The 12,251-nt window shown below is 41.0% G+C and carries 18 protein-coding genes; all 18 read left to right on the top strand.

Annotated features, from left to right (window positions below):
• The first annotated feature begins 416 nt into the window (after positions 1-416).
• Positions 417-2,366, top strand: a complete 1,950-nt coding sequence (locus J5X91_RS10835; RefSeq protein WP_208834837.1) for an AsmA family protein — start codon at positions 417-419, stop codon at positions 2,364-2,366.
• A gap of 272 nt (positions 2,367-2,638) precedes the next feature.
• On the top strand, positions 2,639-3,007 hold the full coding sequence (gene rplN, locus J5X91_RS10830) for a 50S ribosomal protein L14 (RefSeq protein WP_011329449.1): 369 nt from the start codon (positions 2,639-2,641) through the stop codon (positions 3,005-3,007).
• A 10-nt stretch (positions 3,008-3,017) separates the two neighbouring features.
• A complete protein-coding gene (gene rplX / locus J5X91_RS10825) occupies positions 3,018-3,332 on the top strand; it encodes a 50S ribosomal protein L24 (protein ID WP_011329448.1) in 315 nt (104 codons plus the stop codon).
• Between the two features lie 16 nt (positions 3,333-3,348).
• Positions 3,349-3,888, top strand: a complete 540-nt coding sequence (rplE, locus tag J5X91_RS10820; protein ID WP_011329447.1) for a 50S ribosomal protein L5 — start codon at positions 3,349-3,351, stop codon at positions 3,886-3,888.
• A 10-nt stretch (positions 3,889-3,898) separates the two neighbouring features.
• Positions 3,899-4,204 carry a 30S ribosomal protein S14 gene (gene rpsN, locus J5X91_RS10815; RefSeq protein ID WP_011329446.1) on the top strand — a complete coding sequence of 102 codons (306 nt, stop codon included), beginning with the start codon at positions 3,899-3,901 and terminating at the stop codon, positions 4,202-4,204.
• Positions 4,205-4,225: 21 nt separating this feature from the next.
• Positions 4,226-4,618, top strand: coding sequence for a 30S ribosomal protein S8 (rpsH, locus tag J5X91_RS10810; protein ID WP_011329445.1), 393 nt, complete (start codon positions 4,226-4,228; stop codon positions 4,616-4,618).
• A gap of 13 nt (positions 4,619-4,631) precedes the next feature.
• Positions 4,632-5,165: a 50S ribosomal protein L6 gene (rplF, locus tag J5X91_RS10805; protein WP_011329444.1), complete on the top strand. Its 534-nt coding sequence runs from the start codon at positions 4,632-4,634 to the stop codon at positions 5,163-5,165.
• A 9-nt stretch (positions 5,166-5,174) separates the two neighbouring features.
• Positions 5,175-5,525 carry a 50S ribosomal protein L18 gene (gene rplR / locus J5X91_RS10800; protein WP_011329443.1) on the top strand — a complete coding sequence of 117 codons (351 nt, stop codon included), beginning with the start codon at positions 5,175-5,177 and terminating at the stop codon, positions 5,523-5,525.
• 9 nt (positions 5,526-5,534) lie between these two features.
• On the top strand, positions 5,535-6,041 hold the full coding sequence (gene rpsE / locus J5X91_RS10795; protein WP_011329442.1) for a 30S ribosomal protein S5: 507 nt from the start codon (positions 5,535-5,537) through the stop codon (positions 6,039-6,041).
• Positions 6,042-6,043: 2 nt separating this feature from the next.
• Entirely contained in the window at positions 6,044-6,226 is a 183-nt protein-coding gene (gene rpmD / locus J5X91_RS10790; protein ID WP_011329441.1) for a 50S ribosomal protein L30, read from the top strand.
• A gap of 4 nt (positions 6,227-6,230) precedes the next feature.
• Positions 6,231-6,665, top strand: coding sequence for a 50S ribosomal protein L15 (rplO, locus tag J5X91_RS10785; RefSeq protein ID WP_011329440.1), 435 nt, complete (start codon positions 6,231-6,233; stop codon positions 6,663-6,665).
• Positions 6,666-6,675: 10 nt separating this feature from the next.
• Entirely contained in the window at positions 6,676-8,004 is a 1,329-nt protein-coding gene (gene secY / locus J5X91_RS10780) for a preprotein translocase subunit SecY (protein ID WP_011329439.1), read from the top strand.
• A 22-nt stretch (positions 8,005-8,026) separates the two neighbouring features.
• Complete coding sequence (gene rpmJ / locus J5X91_RS10775; protein ID WP_002959476.1) at positions 8,027-8,140, top strand: 50S ribosomal protein L36; 114 nt, start codon at positions 8,027-8,029, stop codon at positions 8,138-8,140.
• Positions 8,141-8,264: 124 nt separating this feature from the next.
• Complete coding sequence (rpsM, locus tag J5X91_RS10770; protein WP_006794252.1) at positions 8,265-8,621, top strand: 30S ribosomal protein S13; 357 nt, start codon at positions 8,265-8,267, stop codon at positions 8,619-8,621.
• Between the two features lie 12 nt (positions 8,622-8,633).
• Complete coding sequence (rpsK, locus tag J5X91_RS10765; protein ID WP_002959471.1) at positions 8,634-9,020, top strand: 30S ribosomal protein S11; 387 nt, start codon at positions 8,634-8,636, stop codon at positions 9,018-9,020.
• Positions 9,021-9,041: 21 nt separating this feature from the next.
• A complete protein-coding gene (gene rpsD, locus J5X91_RS10760) occupies positions 9,042-9,662 on the top strand; it encodes a 30S ribosomal protein S4 (RefSeq protein ID WP_011329438.1) in 621 nt (206 codons plus the stop codon).
• Positions 9,663-9,686: 24 nt separating this feature from the next.
• A complete protein-coding gene (gene rpoA, locus J5X91_RS10755) occupies positions 9,687-10,673 on the top strand; it encodes a DNA-directed RNA polymerase subunit alpha (protein WP_011329437.1) in 987 nt (328 codons plus the stop codon).
• A gap of 39 nt (positions 10,674-10,712) precedes the next feature.
• Entirely contained in the window at positions 10,713-11,114 is a 402-nt protein-coding gene (gene rplQ / locus J5X91_RS10750; protein ID WP_002959450.1) for a 50S ribosomal protein L17, read from the top strand.
• Positions 11,115-12,251 lie beyond the last annotated feature (1,137 nt).

Raw genomic sequence — 12,251 nt, 5'->3', positions numbered from 1 at the left:
GAACCTCGAGTTAGATGCATTTTTTAGCTGGTCTATTTTAGCGCAAATCTTGCAATAACAACAGAGGCATATACAAGCCTTAAGAATACAACAGTTAAAGTGCTCATAATTATTAATTTATTAAAACAATAAAATAGTTAACTTAAGTGATGAAAACTCAATTAGTTTAGATTGTTTGAAAATCATACGGCAGTGTGTTTTTCATGTCTTACTTGTTGAAAAGTAATGATTTGTTGTTTTTTATAAAGCGATCATGTGTTGTTTGTTAATATTTAAATAGTGTTGATATTATTAGCGCGTAGATTCATCATTAAAAAATAAATTAGTTGAAAGTTATTTTTTTTAGTACTGACAATGATTTTAGTGATAACTCTCGCTATGATATGAGTATTATTTGCACATTTGAAAGGACGATCATGAAAACCTTATTTAAAATTATAGGTGTAATACTGCTGTTATGTATTGCACTTATCGTTGCAGCACCCTTTTTAATTCCTACTGATGCTATTTTTAATAAAGTCTCTGAGCAGGTAGAACAAACCACAGGACGTACATTAACTATTAAAGGCGATAAAACGCTGAGTGTATTTCCTGCATTAAAATTAGAACTTAATGATGTACATTTTGCCAACATGAAATCGGGCTCTCGCGCCGATATGGCAAGTATGCAGCAGCTTGCAGTACACATCCCTTGGCTATCGCTATTAGATGGTGAATTTAAACTCGATAAGTTTGTTATTAACGAGCCTGATATTTTATTAGAGACCGATAAAAACGGTAAAGCTAACTGGCAGCTATTTGATGCGGTAGCTGAGCAGCCTAAAGAGCAAACAGGATCTGCGGAAGCTATAAAATTACCTGAGAACTTTGACATTGAGCTAGGGGAGGTTGCCATTTATGGTGGTACCTTTACTTATTTAGATGGTAAAACCGGGGTTAAACAGCAAATAAGTGATTTAGAACTGGCTATTTTACTTCCATCACTGCGTAAAACATTAGAAGTAAAAGGCGCAATAACTTACATGCAAGAGCGCTTTGAGCTTGATGTAAAACTAGATACGCCAGCAAAAGCGATCGAAGGCACTACTTTTAATATTCAGCAGAGTTTAGATTCACGTTTAGTTGATTTAACCTTTGAGGGAACTATTGCTAAACAAGGCCAAGATATAAAAGGTCAGTTAGCGCTAAGTGGAGACTCGGTAAAAAATATAGCCAAATGGCAAGGTGTAGAGTTAAACGCCAAAGATAACGCCTTTAATGCTTTTAGTGTAAATGGCAAAATGCATTTAGCGGGTGAGCAATTTAAGCTTGAAGAGCTTATTGCCACATTAGATGCACTGCAAATAAAAGGTAAAAGTGAGCTTAATTTAGGTAAACGACTTGCTGTAATGGCAAACATTGACTTAGGTATGCTTGACTTAAACCCATACTTACCAGAAGCCGTAGCTAAAAAAGAGCAGCCAACTACAGACGAAACTAAACCAGCAGAGCCTATTGTATGGGACGACACTAAAATAGACTTAAGTGCCTTAAATACGCTTGATGCTAATGTAGTAATACGCTCAAGCGGTTTAAAAGCTAACGATATTAAACTCGGTGCAAACCAATTTACAGTAGCGTTAAAAAATAGTGTCGCTAAATTAAGCTTAGATAACTTTGCAGCCTATGAGGGAACAGGGAAAGGGGCAATTAATATTAATGCCCAGCAAATACCTTATAAAATAACCACTAATTTTGATTTGGCAGGTATTGATGCACAACCGTTATTAACCGATGCCGCAGGATTTGATAAATTAATGGGTAATGGCTCATTAAATTGGAACTTAACCACAAATGGGCAAAGCCAAAAAGAGTTTGTTAACGCACTTAATGGTGAGTTAGGGTTTGAGTTTGCTAATGGCGCAGTACAAGGCGCAAATATAGCTGAAATGATTCGCAAAGGTAAAGAGTTGCTTAAAGGTAATGTAGGGGCTGTATCAGAAGGACTAGATACTGGCTTTGATAAGTCACAGCAAACCGACTTCTCAGCATTAACGGGTAGCTTTAAGTTTACTAATGGGGTGGGCCATAATAACGACCTGTCGTTAATCAGCCCACTGATCCGTATTTCAGGCGAAGGTGATGTGGATTTACCTAATACTGTTATTAATTACCGACTAGTAACCGGTATAGTCGGTTCTATTGAGGGGCAGGGTACAACCGATGATAGTACCGGCTTTAAAATACCACTGCGTATTAAAGGGCCATTCCATGATGTAGGCATTAAGCTTGATTTTGGTAATGCGCTTAAAGAAGAAGCAAAAGAAAAGCTCAAAGAAAAAGCAAAAGACAAACTTAAAGATAAATTGAAAGGTTTGTTTGGCTAAAACCCTGATAAATAATCTACAAGGCACTAAGATAGTGCCTTGTTTGTTTTGTAACCATATGTAAAATAGCTAGATAGCCGTAATTACTCAATATTAATTAGCTTTCCCTCATAATTAATTAAAAAATAACCTACCGCTCCCCCCGTAATGCTGGTACAATTGCCCGCCCTTAAGAGACAACTAGCTTGTTTTTTGAGTGGATTTCAATCGAAATGTCTTGATTTTAAACGAATTTAAGACAAGTTGTAATTACTACACCGGAGGTCATTAACATGATCCAAATGCAAACTCAGCTGGAAGTTGCTGATAACAGCGGCGCTCGCAAAGTGCAGTGTATAAAAGTCCTTGGTGGTTCTCACCGTCGCTATGCAGCGATTGGCGACATCATTAAAGTTTCTGTAAAAGAAGCTATTCCTCGCGGTAAAGTGAAGAAAGGTGATGTTAAAAACGCGGTAGTTGTGCGCACCAAAAAAGGCGTTCGTCGTCCAGACGGTTCTTTGATCCGTTTCGATAGCAATGCAGCTGTTATCTTAAATGATAACTTGCAGCCTATTGGTACTCGTATCTTCGGCCCTGTGACTCGTGAACTTCGTAATGATAAGTTCATGAAAATCGTTTCACTAGCCCCAGAAGTACTGTAAGGAGTCTATCATGGCAGCAAAAATCCGTCGTGATGACGAAGTAATCGTTCTAGCAGGTAAAGACAAAGGTAAGCGCGGAAAAGTGCTTTCAGTTGTTACTGAATCTGGAAGATTATTTGTCGAAGGCATAAACTTGATCAAAAAGCACCAAAAGCCGGTTCCACAATTGAACCAGCCTGGCGGTATTGTTGAGAAAGAAGCGTCTATCGACGTATCAAACGTTGCGATCTACAACTCGGAAACGAGTAAAGCAGATCGTGTAGGTTTCAAGATTGAAGATGGTAAGAAATTACGTATCTTTAAATCTACTGGTAAAACTATTTAATAGTTGGAGTAGAATGATGGCGAAACTGCATGAAGTATATAAAGACAAAGTAGTAGCTGAACTTCAAGAGAAGTTTGGTTTCAGCTCTGTCATGCAAGTCCCTCTGATCGAAAAGATCACATTGAATATGGGCGTGGGCGAAGCCCTAGCTGACAAGAAAATTCTAGATAACGCTGTTGCGGATCTAGCTGCAATCTCTGGTCAGAAACCTCTAATCACTAAAGCACGCAAATCTGTTGCTGGCTTCAAAGTGCGTGAAGGTTACCCGATAGGTTGTAAAGTAACCCTACGTGGCGAACGTATGTGGGACTTTTTTGAGCGTTTGGTATCAATCGCTATCCCACGTATTCGCGACTTCCGTGGCGTAAGTGCTAAGTCTTTTGATGGACGTGGCAACTACAGCATGGGCGTACGTGAACAAATCATCTTCCCAGAAATCGATTACGATAAAGTAGACCGTGTACGCGGTATGGATATTACTATCACTACTTCTGCGAAATCTGATGAGGAAGGCCGTGCGTTGTTAGAAGCGTTTAACTTCCCATTCAAGAAATAAGGGTAGGGTTATGGCAAAGAATTCTATGAAAGCGCGCGAAGCAAAGCGCACAAAACTAGTTGCTCAGTTCGCTGAAAAGCGCACAGCACTAAAAGCTATCATCAGTGATGTTAATACATCTGAAGATGATCGTTGGGACGCGGTACTTAAGCTACAAGCTTTACCACGTGATTCTAGCCCTGTACGTCAGCGTAATCGTTGTAACATTACGGGCCGCCCACATGGTTTCCTTCGCAAATTCGGCATGAGCCGTATTAAAGTTCGCGAAGCAGCTATGCGCGGTGAAATTCCTGGCCTTAAAAAAGCTAGCTGGTAAAAGAATCACGGGAGTAAGACTATGAGCTTGCAAGATCCTATCGCGGATTTGTTTACACGAATCCGTAACGGTCAGTCAGCGAAGAAAGTATCTGTAACGATGCCTAATTCAAAACTGAAAGTAGCAGTAGCTAAAGTATTAAAAAATGAAGGTTACATCGCTGATTTCGCAATCAATGGCGACGTAAAACCTGAGCTTTCTATCGAATTGAAGTACTTCGAAGGCAAAGCTGTTATTGAAAATATCCAGCGTGTTAGCCGCCCTGGTTTACGTATCTATAAGAGACGTGACGAATTACCAAAGGTAATGGGTGGTCTAGGTATCGCTATCGTATCAACTTCTAAAGGCCTAATGACAGACCGCGCAGCACGTAGTGCAGGCGTTGGTGGTGAAATCATTGGTTTTGTAGCTTAATCGGAGGGGAACTATGTCTCGCATAGCAAAGGCACCAATTAGTGTTCCTGCCGGTGTAGAAGTTACATTAAAAGGCCAGGAAATCACAGTTAAAGGCAAAAACGGTGAATTAACTCGTACTATCAACAACGCTGTTGAAGTAAAAGTTGAAGAAAACGTTATTACAACTTTACCTCGTGAAGGCGTAACAGATGCATGGGCTCAAGCAGGTACTGCTCGCGCTCTAATCAACAATATGATTGTTGGTACGCATGAAGGTTACGAGAAGAAACTTCAGTTAGTAGGCGTTGGTTACCGTGCAGCAGCTAAGGGTAAAACATTAGATTTAACTCTTGGTTTCTCGCACCCAGTTCATTTCGCAGTTCCTGAAGGAATTACGATTGAAACTCCAAGCCAAACAGAAGTTCTAGTTAAGGGCGTAGATAAGCAGTTAGTTGGTCAAACAGCTGCTAACATTCGTGCATACCGTAAACCTGAGCCATATAAAGGCAAGGGTGTTCGTTATTCAGATGAGAATGTGCGCCGTAAAGAGGCTAAGAAGAAGTAAGGTAAGACGATGGATAAAAAAACAGCTCGTCTACGTCGTGCTAAACGCACTCGTAGAAATTATATTGAACAAGGCACAACGCGTCTTGTTATCCACCGCACGCCACGTCACATATACGCTCAAGTAGTTACTGCTGAGGGTACTGTACTGGCTGCTGCTTCTACTGTTGAAAAAGCTATTTGCGAAACAGTTAAAGGCACCGGCAACGTTGCAGCTGCGCAAGCAGTTGGTAAAGCGGTTGCTGAACGTGCGGCTGACAAAGGCATCGAAAAGATTGCTTTTGATCGTAGTGGCTTTAAATATCACGGCCGTGTGAAGGCGCTAGCTGATGCTGCGCGTGAAGCCGGTTTGCAATTCTAGGAGTAGACAATGGCTAACGTAGAAGCAAAGCAACAACAGCCTGATCTAGCTGAAAAGCTAATCGCGGTGAACCGTGTGTCTAAAGTAGTTAAAGGTGGTCGTATCTTTAGCTTTACAGCACTAACAGTAGTTGGTGATGGCGCAGGTAAAGTAGGTTTTGGTTATGGTAAAGCACGTGAAGTTCCAGCTGCTATTCAAAAAGCAATGGAAAAAGCACGTCGCAATATGATCAATGTAGACCTAAATGGCAACACATTACAGCATCCTGTTAAAGGACGTCATGCTGGCTCACAAGTGTTTATGAAACCAGCCTCTGAAGGTACTGGTATCATCGCTGGTGGTGCAATGCGTGCGGTACTAGAAGTGACTGGTGTGCAGAACGTACTTTCTAAATGTTACGGTTCTACTAACCCAATCAACGTAGTGCGTGCAACAATCTCTGCTCTTGAGAATATGAATTCTCCTCAGTCGATTGCTGCTAAACGTGGTCTTCGCATAGACGAGATACTGGGGTAACCATGGCAAATCAAACTGTAAAAGTAACACAAGTAAAAAGCTCTATCGGTCGTTTACCGAAACATAAAGCTACATTACGCGGTCTTGGTTTACGTCGTATCAACCACACTGTTGAGTTAGAAGACACAGCATGTGTACGTGGTATGATAAACCAGGTTTCTTACATGGTTAAGGTAGAGGGTTAATTTCATGCATTTGAATACACTTTCACCTGCTGCAGGTTCAAAAACTGCTCCAAAACGTGTTGGTCGTGGTATCGGTTCTGGTCTTGGTAAGACTGGTGGCCGTGGTCACAAAGGTCAAAAATCACGTTCTGGCGGTAAAGTACGCGTTGGTTTCGAAGGCGGTCAAATGCCTATGCAACGTCGTCTACCTAAGTTCGGTTTCACTTCTCGCAAATCATTAGTATCTGCAGAAATAAACCTATACGAAATCGCTAAAGTAGAAGGCGATGTGGTAGACCTAAGCGCGTTACAAGCAGCTGGTCTAGTTAAAAAGAACGTTTTGTTCGTTAAAGTTGTTAAATCTGGCGAAGTTTCACGCGCTGTTACCGTTAAGGGCCTTAGAGCCACTAAAGGTGCACGCGAAGCTATCGAAGCTGCCGGAGGCAAGGTAGAAGACTAAGGAAGTACTAATGGCTAAACCAGGTCAAGATATGCAAAGTGCACAAGGTGGACTTTCGGAATTGAAGCGCCGATTACTCTTCGTATTAGGTGCTATCATTATATACCGTCTAGGTTCATTTGTGCCGATCCCTGGGATTGACGCCGCTGTACTTGCCGATTTCTTCGAGCAACAAAAGGGCACCATTGTTGAGATGTTCAACATGTTTAGCGGTGGTGCGCTTGAGCGAGCTTCAGTGTTAGCACTGGGTATTATGCCGTATATCTCGGCTTCGATTATTACGCAACTATTAACGCATATGTATCCTCCGTTTATAGAGCTTAAGAAAGAAGGTGAGCAAGGGCGTAAAAAAATTAGCCAGTACACACGCTATGGCACGCTTGTGCTTGCTACTATCCAATCAATCGGTATTGCCACAAGCTTACCGGGCATGATGGAAGGGTTAGTTGTTAACCCTGGTATGGGTTTCTATTTCACCGCAGTGGTGAGTTTAGTGACTGGTACTATGTTCCTTATGTGGTTGGGCGAACAAATAACAGAACGTGGTATTGGTAACGGTATCTCTGTTTTAATATTTGTTGGTATTGTAGCTAACCTGCCGTCTGCTATTGGTTCGACAGCTGAAATGGCGCGCCAAGGTGATTTGAATGTTTTTGTACTGTTGATGGTTGCGGTAATCGTATTCGCTGTTACTTATCTTGTAGTGTTTTTTGAACGTGGCCAACGACGTATTGTTGTTAACTACGCTAAACGCCAACAAGGTCGTCAAGTATTTGCTGCCCAAAGCACGCATTTACCACTAAAAGTAAATATGGCGGGTGTTATTCCACCAATTTTCGCTAGCAGTATAATTCTGTTCCCTGGTACAATTGCCAGCTGGTTCGGCCAGGGTGAAGGTCCGGTCGCTGATGTGTTACAAGCTATAGCTACAACGTTGACCCCAGGTCAGCCATTGTATGCAATGGTTTTAGCAGCAGCTATCATCTTCTTCTGCTTTTTCTACACAGCGTTGGTGTTTAACCCACGTGAAACAGCAGATAACCTGAAGAAATCTGGCGCATTTATCCCAGGTATTCGTCCAGGTGAGCAGACATCTAAATACATTGATAAAGTGATGACACGCCTGACATTGGCAGGTGCTTTGTATATAACCTTTATCTGTCTGGTGCCTGAATTCATGACAATGGCATGGCAAACGCCATTCTACTTCGGCGGTACATCAATTTTGATTATCGTAGTTGTTATCATGGACTTTATGGCACAAGTACAGACTCACCTGATGTCTCATCAGTATGATTCTGTGCTGAAAAAAGCGAACCTTAAAGGCTATGGTCGATAAGGTCAGTTTACGGAGTTGAGCAATGAAAGTACGTGCTTCCGTTAAGAAAATATGCCGTAACTGTAAAGTTATTAAACGTGCTGGTGTAGTACGCGTAATTTGCAGTGAGCCTAAGCATAAGCAAAGGCAAGGTTAAGTAAACAGCGTGCAGGCTGAGTTTTCTCGGCCTGTGTTTTTAGTAGTGATTTGGTCTTCGTTTGAGTATCCTTACGGGCTCTTCAAACAGATGATTACCAAATTCGAATATAGGAGATGTGTTAGTGGCCCGTATTGCTGGCATTAACGTCCCTGATCATAAACATGCAGTTATTGGTTTAACAGCTATTTATGGCATAGGTAAGACTCGCTCTAAGGCTATCTTAGCAGCGACTGGTATCGCCGAGACCACAAAAATCGGTGAACTTTCAGACGAAACTCTTGACGTATTGCGTGATGCAGTTGGCAAGTACACCGTTGAAGGTGATCTTCGTCGTGAAGTTACTTTAAATATCAAGCGCCTAATGGACCTTGGTTGTTATCGTGGCCTACGTCACCGTCGCTCTTTACCACTACGTGGTCAAAGAACTAAGACTAACGCGCGTACCCGTAAGGGTCCTCGTAAGCCTATTAAGCGATAAGGGGATAGTATTATGGCTAAGACACCAATTCGTCGTAAAAAGGTTAAAAAACAAGTTGCTGATGGTATGGCTCATGTTCATGCTTCTTTCAACAACACTATTGTAACGATTACCGATCGTCAAGGTAATGCACTATCATGGGCTACTGCCGGTGGTTCAGGTTTCCGTGGTTCACGTAAATCTACTCCATTTGCTGCTCAGGTTGCTGCAGAGCGTGCAGGTACTGCTGCTCAAGAATACGGTTTAAAAAATCTAGAAGTTTTCATCAAAGGTCCAGGTCCAGGTCGTGAATCTGCTGTACGTGCTTTGAATGCTGCTGGCTACCGTATTACCAACATTACTGACGTGACGCCAATACCACATAATGGTTGTCGTCCACCGAAGAAACGTCGCGTTTAACAATAGGTTAGGAGAAATAACATGGCAAGATATTTGGGCCCTAAGCTCAAGCTGAGTCGTCGTGAAGGCACTGACCTGTTCCTTAAGAGCGGCGTAAGAGCTATCGACTCTAAGTGTAAACTTGAGACTGCACCTGGTCAGCATGGCGCTCGTAAAGGTCGCTTATCTGATTACGGTTTACAATTACGTGAAAAGCAAAAAGTACGTCGTATCTACGGTGTATTAGAAAAGCAATTCCGTAACTACTACAAAGAAGCTGCTCGCCTTAAAGGTAATACAGGTGAAAACTTGTTACAGCTATTAGAGCAACGTTTAGACAATGTTGTATATCGCATGGGTTTTGCTAGCACACGTGCAGAAGCACGTCAGTTAGTAAGCCATAAAGCGATTTTAGTTAATGGTCGTGTTGTGAATGTTCCTTCGTACGTAATTGCTCCAGAAGATACTGTTGTAATCCGTGAGAAGTCTAAAACACAAGCACGTATCATCGCTGCTCTAGAGTTGGCTGAGCAACGTGAAAAGCCGACTTGGGTTGAAGTTGACGGTAAGAAATTGGAAGGCAGCTTTAAGCGTCTACCTGAGCGTTCAGATCTGTCTGCGGACATTAATGAACAACTAATCGTCGAACTTTACTCTAAGTAAAGTTAAGAGTTAAGAGAGGATAAAATGCAGGGTTCTGTTACAGAATTTCTAAAACCAAGGTTAGTCGATATCGACGCTATCAACCCAACACGTTCTAAAATAGTTTTAGAACCACTTGAGCGTGGCTTCGGTCACACTTTGGGTAATGCCTTACGCCGTATACTGCTTTCATCTATGCCTGGATGTGCAGTAACTGAAGTTGAAATCGACGGTGTATTGCATGAGTACAGCGCGAAAGAAGGCGTTCAAGAAGACATCATTGAAATACTATTAAACCTAAAAGGTTTAGCAGTAACGTTAGAAGGCAAAGATGAAGTTTTTCTGACCCTGGCTAAATCTGGTGTAGGCCCTGTGACTGCGTCAGATATTCAGCACGATGGCGATGTAACAATTGCTAACCCAGATCATGTTATTTGTAATTTAACAACAAATAACAGCGAGATCAGCATGCGTATTCGTGTTGAACGTGGTCGTGGTTATGTGCCGGCATCTAGTCGTTTATCCTCTGATGACGATGAGCGTCCAATTGGTAGATTGTTGCTTGATGCATCATTTAGCCCAGTTGAACGTATTGCGTACTCGGTTGAATCAGCTCGAGTTGAGCAACGTACAGATTTAGACAAGTTAATCATTGATATGGAAACAAACGGCACTTTAGATCCAGAAGAAGCGATCCGCCGTGCGTCTACTATCTTAGCTGAGCAATTAGATGCATTCGTAGATTTACGTGATGTAACTGAGCCAGAAGAGAAAGAAGAGAAGCCAGAATTCGATCCTATTCTACTTCGTCCAGTTGATGATCTTGAACTAACAGTACGCTCAGCAAATTGTTTGAAAGCCGAGCAAATTCAATATATCGGTGATTTAGTTCAGCGCACTGAAGTTGAGCTTCTTAAAACGCCTAATTTAGGTAAGAAGTCTCTAACTGAAATTAAAGACGTGCTAGCTTCACGTGGACTTTCTCTAGGCATGCGCCTAGAAAATTGGCCACCTGCAAGTTTAGCTGAATAATCTAAATCACTATATTAGTTTAGTTAGAAGGATAGGGTCATGCGCCATCGTAAGAGTGGTCGTCAATTAAACCGTAACAGTAGCCATCGTAAAGCGATGTTTAGCAATATGGCAGGTTCTTTGGTGAAACATGAAATCATCAAAACTACTTTGCCTAAAGCGAAAGAGTTACGTCGTGTAATTGAACCTTTAATCACACTGGCTAAGACTGACAGTGTAGCAAATCGCCGTTTAGCGTTTGCTCGCACGCGTGATAATGAAGTTGTTGGTAAGTTATTCAGTGAAATCGGTCCACGTAACGCGGATCGTCCAGGTGGTTACACTCGTATTCTTAAGTGTGGCTTCCGTACTGGTGATAATGCACCAATGGCTTATATTGAACTAGTTGGTCGCCCAGCGACTAGCGAAGCAGTTCAAGAAGACGCACAGTCTGCAGAGTAAGTCTTAAAGAAACCTAAAAGCCGAGCCTATGCTCGGCTTTTTCTTGCCTAAAATTTGTTAATCTATATGAATCAGTGATTACCTTCTATTATGATCGTTTACGAGTACTGACTCATAGATTCTAAATTGATAAGTTGTTTTAAGACCTGCTTTAATACCCCTACCTAGTTACTCTTTACTTATTACTCATTCAAAATAGCCTATCTGATCATGGTTAAGGATTATCTTCATTATATATTGTTCGTTTAGAGCTATTATATAATACAACTCCAAAACTTAGATTATCCAGTAGAGCGGCCCACTACGAAGTTTATATTTATAAATCTGATTATAAGACATAACGTGTACTCATTTACCTATTTACCTATTTACCTATATACCTATATTAAGAATCTCATATCAAGGTTGAGTATTACGGCCTAAGTAAACTTACTTCTTAATATTATTAAATTATGATTAAACATAGCTCGATCAATTCAATTTTCGCCTTTTGATTACTTTAAATGATTTTAAGTAATACGAGTCTTCTCATATTGGTTAGTTATTTAGCATAGATGATCCAAATATGTCTTTATTCATTAGTAGTTGTCATAACTTTAATTTCAAATAGCGCTATAAATTTCTTAACGATAGTAGTTTAGTTGTGTTTTTAAGCGTTTAGCTCAAATACTCAGCGAACAGCAGTTTATTTCAAGTTTTCTTTAAAAAACAGTTGATCTGTTTTCGGATTTCCCTATAATGCGACCCCACTGAGAAGGGAAACGCCGAAGCATAGCAAGGCAGCAACTACTCAGAGAGTTAAATAAAACTTCGGTTTTAAATCTTCCAAAAAGAAAGTTTAAAACTAAGTGTTGACTCGAAAAATAAAGGATGTATTATACGCATCCCTTGAGACGCTAAAGCGACTCAAAACGTTCTTTAACAATATAAAGCAATCATCTGTGTGGGCACTCGTACAGATTGAGTTCTAACAGCCAACCTACTTAGGTAGCGAGGCAAACAAATTAGAGTCTCAATTGAAAACTGAGTGACCAACAGAAGTAACTTATTTATAAGTTACTTCGGCACAGTCAATTCAATATCGAAAGATATTAAAATAAATTCAGAATTCATTGAGCTGTCGAAAGACATAAAACT

Origin of the sequence: Pseudoalteromonas sp. K222D (assembly GCF_017653575.1) — a bacterium.
Lineage (GTDB): Bacteria > Pseudomonadota > Gammaproteobacteria > Enterobacterales > Alteromonadaceae > Pseudoalteromonas > Pseudoalteromonas nigrifaciens.
Note: the sequence above shows the minus strand (reverse complement) of the source record. Positions and strands in the feature narration are given on the sequence as shown.

Bases quoted from the DNA above. Each gene is read 5' to 3' on its own strand.
- rplO (WP_011329440.1), top strand. From the start codon at position 6,231: ATGCATTTGAATACACTTTCACCTGCTGCAGGTTCAAAAACTGCTCCA.
- rpsE (WP_011329442.1), top strand. From the start codon at position 5,535: ATGGCTAACGTAGAAGCAAAGCAACAACAGCCTGATCTAGCTGAAAAG.
- rpmD (WP_011329441.1), top strand. From the start codon at position 6,044: ATGGCAAATCAAACTGTAAAAGTAACACAAGTAAAAAGCTCTATCGGT.
- rpsD (WP_011329438.1), top strand. From the start codon at position 9,042: ATGGCAAGATATTTGGGCCCTAAGCTCAAGCTGAGTCGTCGTGAAGGC.
- rpmJ (WP_002959476.1), top strand. From the start codon at position 8,027: ATGAAAGTACGTGCTTCCGTTAAGAAAATATGCCGTAACTGTAAAGTT.
- rplF (WP_011329444.1), top strand. From the start codon at position 4,632: ATGTCTCGCATAGCAAAGGCACCAATTAGTGTTCCTGCCGGTGTAGAA.
- rplE (WP_011329447.1), top strand. From the start codon at position 3,349: ATGGCGAAACTGCATGAAGTATATAAAGACAAAGTAGTAGCTGAACTT.
- rpsN (WP_011329446.1), top strand. From the start codon at position 3,899: ATGGCAAAGAATTCTATGAAAGCGCGCGAAGCAAAGCGCACAAAACTA.
- rplQ (WP_002959450.1), top strand. From the start codon at position 10,713: ATGCGCCATCGTAAGAGTGGTCGTCAATTAAACCGTAACAGTAGCCAT.
- rplR (WP_011329443.1), top strand. From the start codon at position 5,175: ATGGATAAAAAAACAGCTCGTCTACGTCGTGCTAAACGCACTCGTAGA.
- rpoA (WP_011329437.1), top strand. From the start codon at position 9,687: ATGCAGGGTTCTGTTACAGAATTTCTAAAACCAAGGTTAGTCGATATC.
- rpsH (WP_011329445.1), top strand. From the start codon at position 4,226: ATGAGCTTGCAAGATCCTATCGCGGATTTGTTTACACGAATCCGTAAC.
- secY (WP_011329439.1), top strand. From the start codon at position 6,676: ATGGCTAAACCAGGTCAAGATATGCAAAGTGCACAAGGTGGACTTTCG.
- rplX (WP_011329448.1), top strand. From the start codon at position 3,018: ATGGCAGCAAAAATCCGTCGTGATGACGAAGTAATCGTTCTAGCAGGT.
- rplN (WP_011329449.1), top strand. From the start codon at position 2,639: ATGATCCAAATGCAAACTCAGCTGGAAGTTGCTGATAACAGCGGCGCT.
- J5X91_RS10835 (WP_208834837.1), top strand. From the start codon at position 417: ATGAAAACCTTATTTAAAATTATAGGTGTAATACTGCTGTTATGTATT.
- rpsK (WP_002959471.1), top strand. From the start codon at position 8,634: ATGGCTAAGACACCAATTCGTCGTAAAAAGGTTAAAAAACAAGTTGCT.